The sequence below is a fragment of the Streptomyces sp. JJ38 genome (assembly GCF_019303475.1).
Taxonomy (GTDB): Bacteria; Actinomycetota; Actinomycetes; order Streptomycetales; family Streptomycetaceae; genus Streptomyces.
The window spans coordinates 19,793-35,341 of sequence record NZ_JABLSI010000026.1 but is presented as its reverse complement, the minus strand read 5'-3'; the positions used below and the strand labels follow the sequence as shown (position 1 = coordinate 35,341).

Annotated in this window: 11 protein-coding genes; 5 read left to right on the top strand and 6 right to left on the bottom strand. The window is 71.3% G+C overall.

All coding sequences use genetic code 11. The features are described from left to right. Nucleotides 1–135 precede the first annotated feature (135 nt). A complete protein-coding gene (clpX, locus tag HPT28_RS15920) occupies nucleotides 136–1,422 on the top strand; it encodes an ATP-dependent Clp protease ATP-binding subunit ClpX (RefSeq protein WP_219091748.1) in 1,287 nt (428 codons plus the stop codon). A 120-nt stretch (nucleotides 1,423–1,542) separates the two neighbouring features. Here the strand turns inward: clpX and HPT28_RS15915 are convergent, their stop codons facing one another. The 4 genes from HPT28_RS15915 to HPT28_RS15900 all read right to left on the bottom strand — a co-directional run bounded on the left by HPT28_RS15915 (nucleotide 1,543) and on the right by HPT28_RS15900 (nucleotide 6,072). Beyond that, nucleotides 1,543–2,751: a VanZ family protein gene (locus tag HPT28_RS15915; protein WP_308119291.1), complete on the bottom strand. Its 1,209-nt coding sequence runs from the start codon at nucleotides 2,749–2,751 to the stop codon at nucleotides 1,543–1,545. Between the two features lie 143 nt (nucleotides 2,752–2,894). Then, nucleotides 2,895–3,860: a hypothetical protein gene (locus tag HPT28_RS15910; protein ID WP_219091747.1), complete on the bottom strand. Its 966-nt coding sequence runs from the start codon at nucleotides 3,858–3,860 to the stop codon at nucleotides 2,895–2,897. Nucleotides 3,861–4,013: 153 nt separating this feature from the next. Beyond that, the gene (locus HPT28_RS15905) at nucleotides 4,014–4,955 is read right to left on the bottom strand and encodes a hypothetical protein (protein WP_219091746.1); all 942 of its coding nucleotides are present in this window, start codon (nucleotides 4,953–4,955) and stop codon (nucleotides 4,014–4,016) included. Nucleotides 4,956–5,103: 148 nt separating this feature from the next. Further along, the gene (locus HPT28_RS15900; protein WP_219091745.1) at nucleotides 5,104–6,072 is read right to left on the bottom strand and encodes a hypothetical protein; all 969 of its coding nucleotides are present in this window, start codon (nucleotides 6,070–6,072) and stop codon (nucleotides 5,104–5,106) included. Nucleotides 6,073–6,208: 136 nt separating this feature from the next. On the opposite strand from HPT28_RS15900, the gene HPT28_RS15895 reads away from it, so the two are divergent. Next, nucleotides 6,209–8,839: a valine--tRNA ligase gene (locus tag HPT28_RS15895; RefSeq protein ID WP_219091744.1), complete on the top strand. Its 2,631-nt coding sequence runs from the start codon at nucleotides 6,209–6,211 to the stop codon at nucleotides 8,837–8,839. A gap of 71 nt (nucleotides 8,840–8,910) precedes the next feature. Here the strand turns inward: HPT28_RS15895 and HPT28_RS15890 are convergent, their stop codons facing one another. Continuing rightward, complete coding sequence (locus tag HPT28_RS15890) at nucleotides 8,911–9,510, bottom strand: biotin transporter BioY (protein WP_219091743.1); 600 nt, start codon at nucleotides 9,508–9,510, stop codon at nucleotides 8,911–8,913. 266 nt (nucleotides 9,511–9,776) lie between these two features. Here HPT28_RS15890 and HPT28_RS15885 point away from each other — a divergent pair, with 266 nt between their 5' ends. After that, nucleotides 9,777–11,204 carry an amino acid permease gene (locus HPT28_RS15885; protein WP_219091742.1) on the top strand — a complete coding sequence of 476 codons (1,428 nt, stop codon included), beginning with the start codon at nucleotides 9,777–9,779 and terminating at the stop codon, nucleotides 11,202–11,204. Nucleotides 11,205–11,345: 141 nt separating this feature from the next. Beyond that, nucleotides 11,346–11,990, top strand: coding sequence for a superoxide dismutase (locus HPT28_RS15880; protein WP_219091741.1), 645 nt, complete (start codon nucleotides 11,346–11,348; stop codon nucleotides 11,988–11,990). Nucleotides 11,991–12,138: 148 nt separating this feature from the next. On the opposite strand, the gene HPT28_RS15875 is transcribed toward HPT28_RS15880, so the two are convergent. After that, nucleotides 12,139–12,768, bottom strand: a complete 630-nt coding sequence (locus tag HPT28_RS15875) for a DsbA family protein (RefSeq protein WP_219091740.1) — start codon at nucleotides 12,766–12,768, stop codon at nucleotides 12,139–12,141. A gap of 168 nt (nucleotides 12,769–12,936) precedes the next feature. Between HPT28_RS15875 and pepN the strand changes: the two genes are divergently transcribed. Beyond that, nucleotides 12,937–15,540, top strand: coding sequence for an aminopeptidase N (gene pepN, locus HPT28_RS15870; protein WP_219091739.1), 2,604 nt, complete (start codon nucleotides 12,937–12,939; stop codon nucleotides 15,538–15,540). Nucleotides 15,541–15,549: the final 9 nt, after the last annotated feature.

The window sequence follows — 15,549 nt, the reverse complement described above, 5'->3', positions numbered from 1 at the left end:
GGTACCAGGGTGCCCCCCTTGGGCTTCATCGTTGCCAAGGGGGGCCCATTCGAGGGCCTGGGCAAGGTACCTTCGAAGAGCAAGGACCAGGAATCGCCGGGGCCCCGGCGGTGACAGGCGAAGGGGAAGCACCTCGTGGCACGCATCGGTGATGGCGGCGATCTGCTCAAGTGCTCGTTCTGCGGCAAGAGCCAGAAGCAGGTGAAGAAGCTCATCGCGGGCCCTGGTGTGTACATCTGCGACGAGTGCATCGACCTCTGTAACGAGATCATCGAGGAGGAACTCGCCGAGTCCTCCGAGGTGCGCTGGGACGAGCTGCCCAAGCCCCGGGAGATCTACGAGTTCCTCGAGGGCTACGTGGTCGGCCAGGAGGCCGCGAAGAAGGCGCTCTCCGTCGCCGTCTACAACCACTACAAGCGGGTGCAGGCCGGGGAGAACGGCGGGCCGCAGGGCCGGGACGACGGCATCGAGCTGGCCAAGTCCAACATCCTGCTGCTCGGCCCCACCGGTTCGGGCAAGACACTGCTCGCACAGACACTCGCCCGCATGCTGAACGTCCCGTTCGCCATCGCCGACGCCACGGCGCTGACGGAGGCCGGGTACGTCGGCGAGGACGTCGAGAACATCCTGCTCAAGCTGATCCAGGCGGCCGACTACGACGTCAAGAAGGCCGAGACCGGGATCATCTACATCGACGAGATCGACAAGGTCGCCCGGAAGAGTGAGAACCCCTCGATCACCCGGGACGTCTCGGGCGAGGGCGTGCAGCAGGCGCTGCTGAAGATCCTGGAGGGCACGACGGCCTCGGTGCCGCCGCAGGGCGGCCGGAAGCATCCCCATCAGGAGTTCATCCAGATCGACACGACGAACGTGCTGTTCATCGTGGGCGGCGCGTTCGCCGGGCTGGAGAAGATCATCGAGGCGCGGGCGGGCGCGAAGGGCATCGGCTTCGGCGCGACGATCCGCTCCAAGCGCGAGATCGAGTCGGCGAACCACTTCGAGGAGGTGATGCCGGAGGACCTGGTGAAGTTCGGGATGATTCCCGAGTTCATCGGACGTCTCCCGGTCATCACCTCGGTGCACAACCTCGACCGCGAGGCGCTGCTCAAGATTCTCATCGAGCCGCGCAACGCGCTCATCAAGCAGTACCAGCGCCTGTTCGAACTCGACGGCGTGGAGCTGGAGTTCGACCGCCCGGCGCTGGAGGCCATCGCGGACCAGGCGATCCTGCGCGGCACCGGGGCACGCGGGCTGCGGGCCATCATGGAAGAGGTCCTGATGTCCGTGATGTACGAGGTGCCCTCCCGCAAGGACGTGGCCCGCGTCGTCATCACCGCGGACGTCGTCCACTCGAACGTGAACCCCACGCTGGTGCCGCGCCACCGCGGCAACGAGTCCGGCCCCCGCGAGAAGTCGGCCTAGCCACCCGGTGCAGGCGCTGAGCCGCGTCTCCGCGCGGCTCAGCGGGCCGCGGCGGCGGCCCCCCGGGCCCCCCGGGCCCCCCGCGGAGGTTTCCCGGGACCGCCGTCGGCACCGTGTCTCCTAGCCGGCCGTGCTGTCGGCCGGATCGCGCTCCCGGTCGCGGTCAGCGGCCGGACGTCGGTCCCCCCTGCTGGGGATGGCGATGTTGACCGTGCCGGACCAGCGCTCGTAGGGAGCCCGGCCGTCGCGACGCAGCAGGACCGCCAGAGACGACCAGCCCCACACGACGACGGCGGAGACCGCCGCGACGTACGGGAGGAGGGCCCCGGCCGGCTCCGGCGTGTCGAGTGCTCCCGTGCGCTCCGCCAGGGCCAGCCATGCCAGCGCCAGTGGAGCGTGGAGACACCAGGTGCGCACGGTGACGCGCAGCGCGCCGGGCCGGGTGCCATCCGGGCGGGCGACACGCAGCAGCACAGCGCGCTTCCCCAGGGTGGATGCGAAGGCAAGGGGCACCAGCCAGAACCAGAACAGGCCGAGACCGGTGCCGATCGCGAAGGCGTACGCGCGGCCGGTCGCCGGGTCGGTGGCGACGGCCAGCAGTCCCGCGGCCAGCGTCCATGTGACAAGCCAGCCCGCCAGGTCGGCCAGGAACGCCATGGCACGCCGGGGGAAGGTGACCCGGAGCCCGTACCGGGCACGTTCGCGCTCCGGATCGTTGACGGGGAGTACCCGGACCAAGGGTCCCGCCAGCAGCCAGCCGACGACCGCTCCCCCGGTGTTGAGGATGAGGTCGTCCACGTTGAACTGGCGGTAGGGACAGGCGTAGACGAACCACAGCCCGGTGTACTGCGTGGTCTCGAAGAACAGTGAGGTGGCGAAGGCCAGTACACCGGTCGACAGCAGGCCCTGCCGCAGGTGGTAGCGCAGGTACACGCCCAGGGGGAGGAGCAGGACGGCGTTGAGCAGGCTGGTCCACGTGGGCACGAGGGTGAGCAGGGTGGCGGGTGACCAGTCTCCTCCCGAGGCCAGGGAGATGCTGGTGTAGAAGGCGAACGGTTCCAGCTGCGGGTGCTCCGCGTACCGGGCGGTGGAGCAGAATCCGTCCGTGTCGACCGGCAGCGGCATGACCGTCTGCAGCAGTGCTGCGATCAGGTAGAAGACGAAGCTGTAGAAGACCAGGACCGGCCAGCCCCCGGCCCGACCGCGCCTGCGGTAGCCGCGGACGGCGACCGGGGCCATGATCAGCGCGGTGACGAGGGGGAACAGCGAGACGGCGGCTTCGATCGGCAGCAGATAGGTACGGAACACGACGGACGCTTTCTGCGGCACGTCAGGCCGCGGACGGCGGGGCCCGGTGAGCGGAGACCGTCAACGGGAGGGCAGCGGGCCACCCGGCACCGGGTCTGGTCGACGGGCCCCAGCGTAGGGCGGGCAGCACGCCGCCCGCCCCACCGCCGTCGTCGCGACAGGCGCTACGCCACCTCGACGCGGGCCTCAGCGCGGAAGTCGGCGGCGAGCTGGGCTCCCGCCTCAATGGACATCGAGCCGAACACCGGGATGGGCACGACCATCCCCACCGTGCTGTAGTCCCCCCAGACGCACAGCGGTGCCGCGAACTTCACGCCGTCCTGCTCGTCCCTGATCTCCTGACACTTCATCACGGCGCCCTCGAAGCCCTCGGGTGTGAACGCGCGCGGATCGCCGACGAACTCGGTGGTGCTGCCCTCGTCCTTGGCCGCCTCGCTCCTGACGAAGCGGAAGAAGTCGTCCACGGCCCGCTCGGGGTCGTCCACCTCGCCCCAGACCCCACCGAAGAAGGCCATCTTCATGCTGGTCAGCGGGTTGTCCGAGGCGGAGTCACCCGGCTCGGCCGCGTCCTCCTCGCTCAGGGTGCCGTACGTCCCGCGCACCGAAGTGCCGTCCGAGACCCCGAGGCTCTGCATGACGGCCATGAACTTCTCGTCCTCGGTACCGGCTTCCGCAGCGGCGTCCTCGTCCTCCGAGAGCCGATAGTCCCCCACGCTCTCGGGCGCGACGAGCCGGTGCGGGCCGTCGTCGGCGATGTCGGCCCCGCCGCCGTCACCGCCGCCGGTCAGGAACACGATGCCGCCGATGACGGCACCGACCACGACGAGCGCGCCCACCGTCAGCGCGATCGCCTTCCCCGCGCCGCCGCGCCGGGGCTCCGGGGGCGGATACCCGCCCGTCTGGTAGCCGGGGTGGACGCCGTGGAGCGGCTGAGCGGCCTGTCCCGGGTACCCGGCGGGCTGGCCGCCATACCCGTAGCCCGGTTGCTGCCCGGGACCCTGCGGCGGCGGATACGGCTGCCCGGGATGCTGCTGCCCGTAGGGCTGCGGCGGCGGCTGCGGGGCGCCGTAGGGGTTCGGCTGCGGCGGCGGCCCGTACGGCCCCTGTGGCGGCGGATGGTGCTGGCTCATGACGCTCCCCTCCCCGCGCATGCCGTGTACATGCGCTGACGCGTGGGTCCATCTTCGCGGAACGCGCCCGCCGCGTCACATCCCGTACCCGTACGCGTGGGGCGGGCCCGGAACCCCTGGCCCGCCCCACGCCGTCGAGCGTCTGTTCCGCCGTCACCCGAGCGGGACGCGGGCCTCCTTGCGGAACTTCCCCGTGATGCTCGCGGCGTCGTCGACGGACGTGGAGCCGATGGGGTTCACGGGCAGCACCATGCCCACGGTGCTGTAGTCGGCCCACATGCACACCGCGGTGCTCATGTCCCTGGGCACGTCCGCGCTGGCCTTGACCCGGAACTCCTGGCACTTCATGACCGCGCCGTCAGCCCCGTCGGGGGTGACGCCCTGGGGGTCGCCCACGAGTTCGCCCTTCTCGGGGTCCTTGGACGCCTGCCCCCGCATCGCGCTGAAGAAGTCGTCCACGGCCCGCTCGGGGTTCTCCACGGAACCGTAGAGGCCGGAGAACGAGGCGATCTTCATCGTGGCGAGGCTGCCCTCGTTGAGCGAGTCGGGGTTGCTCGTGTCCACGGTGTTGTACTCGCCCTCGACCGACTCGGCGTCGGGGATGCCGAGGGTGTCCAGCATGTCCTCGAAGTCGTTCTCCCCCATGAGACCGCCGCCGCCGTCCTGCAGCTCGTACGCGTCGACGGCCTCCGGGGCGACCAGCTTGTGCGGGCCGTCGTCGGCCGCCTCGCCCGCTCCGCCGTCGTCGCCCATGAGGAAGATGAAGCCGCCGACGAGGGCGCCGACGAGAACGACGGCGCCGAGAGCCAGGCCGACGACCTTGCCGGTGTTCCTCTTGGGGGGCGGGGGCGGCGGGACGTAGCCGCCGGGCTGCTGCGGCTGACCGTACGGCGGGGCAGCGGGTGCAGGCTGGCCGGGCTGACCCGGGTAGCCGTAGCCCGGCTGGGGCGGGGGCTGCTGCCCCGGGTACCCGTAGCCGGGCTGAGCGCCGCCGGGCTGCCCGTAGTGCTGTTGGGGCGCGGGGGCCCCGTAGGGGCCCGGCTGCTGGGGCTGCTGACCGTACGGGCCCTGCGGCGGCGGCTGGTGGTAACTCACAACGCTTCCCTCCGTGCGCATGCTTCACGCATGCATTGACGCGTTCCTCACATCCTGGCCGAGACGTGCCGGAAGTCCCGCATCCGATAAGGGAACCGCTCCAGAACCCTTACCTCTGGAGCGGTTCCGCCCGGGTGCGGCAGGGCGGTCACTCCACCTTGACGCGGAGCTCCGCACGGAGGCCCGCCGCGATCTGCGCTCCGTCCTGGACACTGATCGATCCCTGCGCCTTGATCGGCATGGACACGACCACCGTGCTGCTGTCGGCCCAAGCACACAGCGGGATGTCCTGGGTGTCTTCCTCAGACCCCTCGTTGCGCATGACCTGGCACTTCATAACCGCGCCGTCAAGGCCCCCGGGCTGCACGGCACGGGGCTCACCCACCAGGGTGTCCGCCTCGCCGTCCGCCGTCACCTGCCGCTTCATCTCGTCGAAGAAGCCGTCCACCGAGGCCTCCGGGTCCGCGACCGAGCCCCAGGAGCCGAAGACCATGAGCATCCTCATGTCCTCGAGCGCGGTCGGGTCCTCGAACGCGGAGGGGTCGTTCACGTCCACGGTGGAGTACATGCCCTGGACGCCTTCGCCGTCCTCGACCCGCATGGCGTCGACGGCCTCCTGGAAGTCCTCGTCTTCCGCGTCGAACGCGCTCTCGTCCTGCATCAGGCTGTACTCGCCGAGCACCTTCTGGGGCAGGACCAGCTTGTAGGGCGTGCCGTCGGCCGGCGGGACGGCGGGGTCGTCCTCGGGCTTCGGCTCGTCGGGGTCGGGGCCGTCCTCAAGCCCGTCGGTCTCCCCCGGGTTGTCGGGCTTGTCCTCGTTCTTCTCGTCGCCCTTGCCGCCGGTGTCCGAGCTGTCCCTGCGGTCGCCGCCGGCCTCGGTGTCGTCCTCGCCGCCGGTGAGCAGCAGGACGCCCACGACCACGGCCGCGACGAGCGCGAGGGCGCCGGCCGCGATACCGATGACCTTGCCCTTGCCGCCGGAGGAGGCCGGGGGCTGCGGGGCCGGGACGTAGCCGGGCGGGGCCGGCGGAACGGCCGGCTCCGAGGGCGGCGGCGTGGCAGGACCGGGGGCCGGCGGCTCGGGCGGCTTCTCCGGCGTCGGCTCGTTCTGGCTCACAGTGGTTCCTCCCCTGGACGTGCGGACCGCACGTGCGTACGCGGTCCGTACATCATCGCGGCTGGACCGGAGCACACCGAACCGGGGCTCCAAACCGGTTCGAGACCACGACATACGCAGCCGTAGACTGGCCGCCGTGACCGAAACTCAGCACGGCCCCCAGGGCCCCCACAGCGCACCTGCCGATCTGCCGACCCAGTACGCGCCGGCCGAGGTAGAAGGAGAGCTGTACGAGCGCTGGGTAGAGCGGGGTTACTTCGAGGCGGACGCGAAGAGCGAGAAGCCGCCGTTCGCCGTCGTCATCCCGCCGCCGAACGTCACCGGCAGTCTGCACCTCGGGCACGCCTTCGAGCACACGCTGATCGACGCCCTCACGCGACGCAAGCGCATGCAGGGCTTCGAGACGCTGTGGCAGCCGGGCATGGACCACGCGGGCATCGCCACGCAGAACGTGGTCGAGCGGGAGCTGGCCAAGGAGGGCAAGTCCCGGCACGACCTGGGCCGGGAGGCGTTCACCGAGCGGGTCTGGCGGTGGAAGGCGGAGTCCGGCGGCCAGATCTCCGGGCAGATGCGCCGCCTGGGCGACGGTGTCGCCTGGTCGCGGGAGCGCTTCACGATGGACGAGGGCCTGTCCAAGGCCGTCCAGACCATTTTCAAGCGCCTCTACGACGACGGCCTGATCTACCGGGCCGAGCGGATCATCAACTGGTGCCCGCGCTGCCTCACCGCGATCTCGGACATCGAGGTGGAGTACGCGGACCAGGACGGCGAGTTGGTCTCGATCCGGTACGGCGAGGGCGAGGACTCGATCGTCGTCGCGACGACCCGGGCGGAGACGATGCTCGGTGACACGGCCGTCGCCGTCCACCCGGACGACGAGCGCTACCGGCACCTGGTGGGCCGGGAGATCAGGCTGCCGCTGACGGACCGGTCCATCCCGGTCGTCGCGGACGAGCACGTGGACCCGGAGTTCGGCAGCGGTGCCGTCAAGGTGACGCCCGCGCACGACCCGAACGACTTCGAGATCGGCCAGCGGCACGGCCTGCCGAGCCTGACGATCATGGACGAGCACGCGGTCATCACCGCGCACGGCCCGTTCCTGGGGCTGGACCGGCTGGAGGCCCGCTCGGCCGTCGTCGGCGCCCTGCGAGCGGAGGGCCGGATCGTCGCGGAGAAGCGCCCGTACCAGCACTCGGTCGGGCACTGCTCGCGCTGCAAGACGACGATCGAGCCGCGGCTGTCGATGCAGTGGTGGGTCAAGGTCGGCCCGCTGGCGCAGGCGGCCGGGGACGCGGTGCGCGACGGCCGGGTGGCGATCCACCCGAAGGAGATGGAGTCCCGGTACTTCGGCTGGGTGGACAACCTGCTCGACTGGTGCATCTCGCGGCAGTTGTGGTGGGGGCACCGCATTCCGGTCTGGTACGGACCCAACGGCGAGACGGTCTGCGTCGGGCCTGACGAGGAGCCGCCGACGGGCGAGGGCTGGCACCAGGAGACCGACGTCCTGGACACCTGGTTCTCCTCCGGGCTGTGGCCGTTCTCCACGCTGGGCTGGCCGGAGAAGACGGAGAGCCTGGAGAAGTTCTATCCGAACTCCGTTCTGGTCACGGGCTACGACATCCTCTTCTTCTGGGTCGCCCGGATGATGATGTTCGGTCTGTACGCGATGGACGGCACCCCGCCGTTCCACACGATCGCCCTGCACGGCATGGTGCGCGACCAGTTCGGCAAGAAGATGTCCAAGTCCTTCGGCAACGCGGTCAATCCGCTGGACTGGATGGACACCTACGGCTCCGACGCGCTGCGGTTCACCCTCGCCCGCGGGGCCAACCCGGGTGTGGACGTGCCGATCGGCGAGGACTGGGTGCAGGCGTCCCGGAACTTCTGCAACAAGATCTGGAACGCCACCCGGTTCGCGCTCATGAACGGCGCCACGGTCGAGGGCCCGCTGCCGGACGCCGCGGAGATGTCGGCCGCCGACCGGTGGATCCTCTCCCGGCTGAACACGGTCGTCGCGGAGACGGACGCGTTCTACGACGACTACCAGTTCGCCAAGCTCTCCGACGGGCTGTACCACTTCGCCTGGGACGAGGTCTTCGACTGGTACGTCGAGCTGTCCAAGACGACGTTCGCCGCGGGCGGCCGGGCCGCCGAGGTGTCCGGGCGGGTCCTGGGCGAGGTGCTGGACGTCATGCTGCGGCTGCTGCACCCCGTCGTCCCGTTCGTCACGGAGACGCTGTGGACGACGCTGACCGGCGGCGAGTCGCTCGTCGTCGCGGACTGGCCGTCCGACAGCGGCTTCCGGGACGAGGCGGCGGAGCGGGAGATCGGAACGCTCCAGCAGGCCGTCACGGAGGTCCGCCGGTTCCGCGCGGACCAGGGCCTCCAGCCGGGGCAGCGGGTTCCGGCGAAGCTGGAGTTGGCGGGTACGCCGCTGGTCGCGCACGAGGAGGCCATGCGTGCGCTCCTGCGGCTCCAGCCGGCCGGCGCGGAGTTCTCCGCCACGGCCTCGCTCCCGGTGGCCGGGGCCACGGTGTCGCTCGACCTGTCCGGGGCGATCGACTTCGCCGCCGAGCGGCGTCGGCTGACGAAGGACCTGGAGGCGGCGCGCAAGGAGCTGGCGCAGACGACGGCGAAGCTGGGCAACGAGGGCTTCCTCGGCAAGGCTCCGGACCACGTCGTCGAGAAGATCCGCACCCGGCGGGACACGGCGGAGGCGGACATCGCCCGGATCGAGGCACAGCTCGCGCAGCTGCCGGCCGGCTGAGCCGCACACGCGCGCGAGGGAGCCCGGTACCGCGTGGTACCGGGCTCCCTCGTCTCGTGGCGCGTTCCGGCTCAGGCGCCGCGGTCGACCAGCCGCCAGGCGGTGGGCAGGGCGGCCATCGCGAGCGCGGCCTTGAGCGCGTCGCCGACGAGGAAGGGCACGAGGCCCTTGGCGACCGCCTCCCCGGCCGAGTAGTCGGCGGCCAGGGCCAGGTAGGGGACGCCGACGGCGTAGATGATCGCGCTGCCGACCACCATCGTGCCGGCCGTGCGCAGCACTCCGCGGTCGCCGCCCCTCCGGGCGAGGGCGCCGACGACGACGGCCGCGAGCAGCATGCCGAGGAGGTAGCCGAAGGAGGGCATGGCCGCGCCGTGGCCGCCCTCGGTGAACCACGGCACCCCGGCGGTGCCCGCGAGGACGTACAGGCCGATGGAGAGCAGGGCGCGCTGGGCGCCGAGCCCGGCGCCGACGAGGAGGGCCGCGAAGGTCTGCCCGGTGACGGGGACGGGCGTGCCGGGGAGGGGGACGGCGAGCTGTGCGGCGAGGCCGGTGAGCGCGGCGCCACCGAGGATCAGGGCGGCGTCGCGGGCGACGGAGCGGCTGAGCGTGGTGGCGGGCAGGACGTCGGCGAGAACGGCGCCGGGGCGCGGGCCCGCTGCGGCGGTGCTCATCGTGAGCCTCCTGGTACGAGGGGGACGGAGGGGACGCGTCGACGCTATCCGAAGTGTTCCGGGCGCGTACGGTGACGTTGGCGACAGTAATTGGCCGCTACAGTTATCCGGTTCGCACGCCATCCCGGTCATCTCGCGCCGTCCGTTCAGCGGACAGTGATCTGCGCCATTGAAGCGCGGTTGAGAAGTCCCTCACACTGACCAGGCTCCGGAATGCACCATTCCGTCGGGCTCCCGTCCGTCCCCCCACCCCCCATTGGACCCCCATGGCTTCCTCCCCCACCCAAGAGGCCTCCGCCCGCGCGCAGTCCGCGCCCGTGGCGGACGGCACCGAGGCACCCGGCTCCCTCTCGCACGGTCTGAAGCAGCGCCACCTGTCGATGATCGCCCTGGGCGGGGTCATCGGCGCCGGGCTGTTCGTCGGCTCCGGGAAGGGCATCGCCGCGGCGGGTCCGGCGATCGTGCTGGCGTTCGCGGCCTCGGGGCTGCTGGTCATGCTGGTGATGCGCATGCTCGGCGAGATGTCGGCCGCGCACCCGGCCTCCGGCTCCTTCTCGGTGCACGCGGAGCGGGCGCTCGGCCCGTGGGCGGGCTTCACCGCCGGCTGGATCTTCTGGGTGCTGCTGTGCGTCGCCGTCGCCGCCGAGGCCATCGCGGCGGCGGAGATCATGCTCACCTGGCTGCCGGGCACCGAGATGTGGATGTGGGTGGCCCTGTTCATGGCCGTCTTCTGCACGACGAACCTGGCCTCGGTACGGAACTTCGGCGAGTACGAGTTCTGGTTCGCCGCGCTGAAGGTGTTCGCGATCGTGGCGTTCCTGCTGATCGGCGGGGCCGCGATCCTCGGGCTGCTGCCGGGGACGGACGCGCCGGGGACGGCGAACCTCACCGGCAACGGCGGCTTCCTCCCCCAGGGCACGGACGGCCTCATCGTGGGCCTGCTCGCCTCGGTGTTCGCCTACGGCGGTCTGGAGACGGTGACGATCGCGGCGGCCGAGTCCAAGGACCCGGTGCGCGGCGTCGCCAAGGCGGTGCGGACGGCGATGTGGCGCATCGCCGTGTTCTACGTGGGCTCGATGGCCGTCATCGTCACGCTCATCCCGTGGGACGACGAGTCGCTGCTCAGCGGCCCGTACGCGGCCGTGCTGGACCACATCGGGGTGCCGGCGGCCGGTGAGGTCATGAAGATCGTCGTGCTGGTGGCGCTGCTGTCGGCGATGAACGCGAACATCTACGGGGCCTCCCGGATGGCCTACTCGCTCGTGCGCCGAGGCGAGGGCCCGCGGTTCCTCGGGCGGATCTCCGGCGGCGTGCCGCGACACGCGGTGGTCGCGTCGTCCGCGTTCGGCTTCTTCGCCGTGCTGCTGAGCTTCTGGTGGCCCCAGACGGTCTTCCAGTGGCTGCTCAACATGGTGGGCGCCGCGGTGCTCGTCGTGTGGGGCTTCATCGCGGTCTCGCAACTGCGCACGCGCCGGAGGCTGGAGCGGGAGGCACCCGAGCGGCTGGTCGTGCGCATGTGGGCGTTCCCGGTGCTGACCTGGGTGGCGCTCGCCGCCATCGTCGGCATCCTGCTGCTGATGCTGCGCGACGGCTCGACCCGGGTGCAGCTCGCCTCCACCGGCGGGCTGACGCTCGCGCTGGCCCTCGTGGGCCTGGCGCGGCAGCGCCTCGCGGCCCGGGCCACGCACAGCTAGCCGAGCCGACACCCCACACCTCTCCGCAAGGGCGGCCCCGCCACGGGGCCGCCCTTGCGCATGCCCGGACGCCTGTCGCCGTTTGTCGCTGCTAACCTCTAATTGCAAGTCATATGCAAGAGCGGTGCGAGGGGATTAAGCATGGGCACGCTGTACACACTGCCGGAACTCCCGTATGACTACTCGGCGCTGGAGCCCGTCATCAGCGGTGAGATCATCGAGCTGCACCACGACAAGCACCACGCCGCCTACGTGAAGGGCGCGAACGACACCCTGGAACAGCTCGCGGAGGCCCGCGACAAGGAGAGCTGGGGCGGCATCAACGGGCTGGAGAAGAACCTGGCCTTCCACCTGTCCGGGCACATCCTGCACTCGATCTACTGGCAGAACATGACGGGTGACGGCGGCGGCGAGCCGCTGGACAAGGACGGCACGGGCGAGCTGGCCGACGCGATCGCGGAGTCCTTCGGCTCCTTCGCGAAGTTCAAGGCCCAGCTCTCCAAGGCCGCGGCCACCACCCAGGGGTCGGGCTGGGGCGTGCTCGCCTACGAACCCGTCACGGGCCGGCTGATCGTGGAGCAGGTCTACGACCACCAGGGCAACGTCGGCCAGGGCTCGGTGCCGATCCTCGTCTTCGACGCCTGGGAGCACGCCTTCTACCTGCAGTACCGCAACCAGAAGGTCGACTTCGTCGAGGCCATGTGGCGCGTCGTCAACTGGCAGGACGTCGCCGCCCGCTACACGGCCGCCAAGGAGCGCGCCAACAACCTGCTGCTGGCGCCCTGAGGCACCGGCACACCGGCTCCTGCCCTCGTGATCGTCTTCTCACCGCTCACCGGGCAGGTGTGAAGGGGCCTTCGCCGCGTGGACGTGACGCGCGGCGAAGGCCCCTGTTCGCTCCGTTTCGGTACCCCGTTTCGGTGCCCCGTGCGGATCAGTCGAACCGCGGATCCGCTTCCCGGGTGCGCTTGATCTCGTAGAAGCCGGGCGTGGAGGCCACCAGCAGCGTGCCGTCCCACAGCCGGCCCGCCGCCTCCCCCTTGGGCGCCGGCGTCACGACGGGGCCGAAGAAGCCCAGCGGCTCCCCCTCCGCACCGGGCACGGCGATCACCGGCGTGCCCACGTCCTGGCCGACGAGGCCGATGCCCTCGGCGTGCGACGCGCGCAGCGCCTCGTCGTACTCGCCGCTCTCCATCGCCCGCGCCAGCTCGGGGTCGAGCCCGGCCTCCGCCAGAGCCGCCCGGACCGTCTCGGCGGAGCGCTCCTCGCCCCGTACGTGGAACCGGGTGCCCAGCGCGGTGTAGAGCTGGCCGAGCACCTCCGAGCCGTACTTCTGCTCCGCCGCGACGCACACGCGGACCGGGCCCCACGCCGTCTTCAGGAGCTCCCGGTACCCCTCGGGCAGTTCGTCCAGCTTGTTCTCGTTGAGCACGGCCAGGCTCATGACGTGCCAGCGGACGGAGACGGGACGGACCTGCTCCACCTCCAGCATCCAGCGGGACGTGATCCAGGCCCAGGGGCACAGCGGGTCGAACCAGAAGTCGGCGGGCGTCTTCTCGGACACGTTCTCTCCTCGGTCTTAAGGGCGCTACCACCCCGGGTAACGCCGTGTGGCGCATGTCGCATTCCCGGATCCGGGAGGAGACGCGCCCTGCCCACGGGGGCGCCCCGCATGGCATGCTGACCCCCGTTGTTCGATATGCGAAACCCAGGTGTCACAAGGAGTCGGCCCGTGCCCGGAGAGAACCTGACCCGCGACGAAGCCCGGGAGCGGGCCGAGCTGCTCACCGTGGACGGCTACGAGGTGGCCCTCGACGTCCGCGACGCCGTGCGGCCGGCGCCGAGCGAGGGCCCGCGCACGTTCCGCTCCACCACCACGATCCGCTTCCGCAGCTCGCGGCCGGGCGCGAGCACCTTCGTGGACCTGCTCGCCCCGCACGTCCACTCGGTCACCCTCAACGGCGAGTCGCTGCCGGTGGACCGGGTCTTCGACGGCACCCGCGTCCAGATCGGCCCGCTCGCCGCCGAGAACGAGCTGACGGTGGACGCGGCCTGCGCCTACAGCCGCACCGGTGAGGGGCTGCACCACTTCCTCGACCCGGAGGACGGGGAGACCTACCTGTACACCCAGTACGAGCCCGCCGACGCCCGCCGCGTCTTCGCCAACTTCGAACAGCCCGACCTGAAGGCGCCCTTCGACTTCGTCGTCACCGCCCCCGCCTCCTGGACGGTGCTCAGCAACGGGGACCGCACCGGCGCCCCCACCGAGCACGACGACGGCTCCGCCACCTGGCGCTTCGAGCGCACCAAGCCGATCTCCACCTACATCACGGCGGTCGTCGCGGGCCCCTACCACCAGGTCGCCGACGTCTACCGGCGCCGCCTGCCCGACGGCACCGAGCTGACGATCCCGCTGGGCGCGCTGTGCCGCCGCGGGCTGGCCAAGCACTTCGACGCCGACGACATCTTCCGGGTCACCAAGGAGGGGCTGGACTTCTTCCACGACCACTTCGACTACCCGTACCCGTTCGGGAAGTACGACCAGGCCTTCGTGCCCGAGTACAACCTCGGCGCCATGGAGAACCCGGGGTGTGTCACCTTCCGGGAGGAGTTCGTCTTCCGCGGCAAGGTGACCGAGGCCTCCTACGAGGGCCGGGCCAACGTCATCCTGCACGAGATGGCGCACATGTGGTTCGGCGACCTGGTCACCATGGAGTGGTGGGACGACCTGTGGCTGAAGGAGTCCTTCGCCGACTTCATGGGCACCTTCGCGCAGGTGGAGGCCACGCGCTTCGACTCGGGCTGGATCACCTTCGCCAACCGGCGCAAGGCGTGGGCCTACCGGGCCGACCAGCTGCCCTCCACCCACCCCATCACGGCGGACATCCACGACCTGGAGGACGCCAAGCTCAACTTCGACGGCATCACCTACGCCAAGGGCGCCTCGGTGCTCAAGCAGCTCGTCGCCTACGCGGGCCGGGACGCCTTCCTGGAGGGCGCGCGCCGCTACTTCAAACGCCACGCCTACGGCAACACCCGGCTGGAGCACCTGCTCGCGGTGCTGAGCGAGACCTCCGGGCGGGACATGGGCGAGTGGGCCCGTGCCTGGCTCCAGACGGCCGGCGTCAACTCCCTGACCCCGCGGGTGCGCTACGGCGAGGACGGGCGGATCGCCGAACTGTCCGTCCTGCAGAGCGCCCCCGCCGAGCGCCCGGCGCTGCGCCCGCACCGCGTCGCCGTCGGCCTGTACCGGCGGGCGGGCGAGGGGGCCCCGCTGACGCGGTACGCCCGCGCGGAGCTGGACGTGACGGGCGAGCGCACCGTCGTCACCGAGCTGGCCGGGGCCGAGCGCCCCGAGCTGGTTCTCGTCAACGACGACGACCTCACCTTCTGCAAGACCCGGCTGGACCCGGAGTCGCTGGCCACGCTGCGCGAGCACCTGGGCGACGTGGAGGATCCGCTGGCCCGCGCCCTGTGCTGGTCGGCCGTGTGGAACCTCACCCGGGACGCGCTGCTGCCCGCCCGGGACTTCCTCCGGCTGGTGCTGCGCTTCGCGGGGACGGAGAGCGACGTCGGCGTGCTCCAGATGCTGCACGCCTGGACGCTGACCGCCCTCGACCACTACGTGACGCCGGAGTACCGGGCCGAGGCGGCGCGGGAGCTGGGTGAGAGCGCGGAGCGCGAGCTGCGCGCCGCGAAGCCCGGCAGCGGGCACCAGCTCTCCTGGGCGCGGTTCCTGGCCGCGGTGGCCGGGAGCGAGGGTCACCTGGCGCTGTTGGAGGGCCTGCTGGCCGGCTCCGCACGCGTCGAGGGCCTGGACGTCGACCAGGAGCTGCGGTGGACGTTCGTCGGTCGCCTCGCGGCGGCGGGCCGGGCCGATGCGGCGGTGATCGACGCCGAGCTGGCCCGGGACGACACGGCGTCCGGCAAGCGGCACCAGGTGCGCTGCCTGGCGGCCAGGCCGTCCGCCGAGGTGAAGGCCGGGGCGTGGGCGGAGGTCGTCGAGTCGGACGTGCTGTCCAACGCGCTGGTGGACGCCACGATCAGCGGCTTCGCCCAGGCCGGTCAGCGGGAGCTGCTGGAGCCGTACGTGGAGCGGTACTTCGCGGTGCTGGAGCGCGTGTGGGCGGAGCGGTCGATCGAGATCGGGATGTCGGTCGTGCGCGGCCTGTACCCGGCGCTGCTGAGCACGCCGGGCACGCTGGCGGCCACCGACGCCTGGTTGGCCGAGCACGCCGAGGCGCCGCCCGCGCTGCGCCGGCTGGTGTTGGAGGCCAGGGACGACCTGGCCCGGGCCCTGGCCGGGCAGGCCTGCGACGCGCGGGCGGGCCGTTGAGGCGCCGTC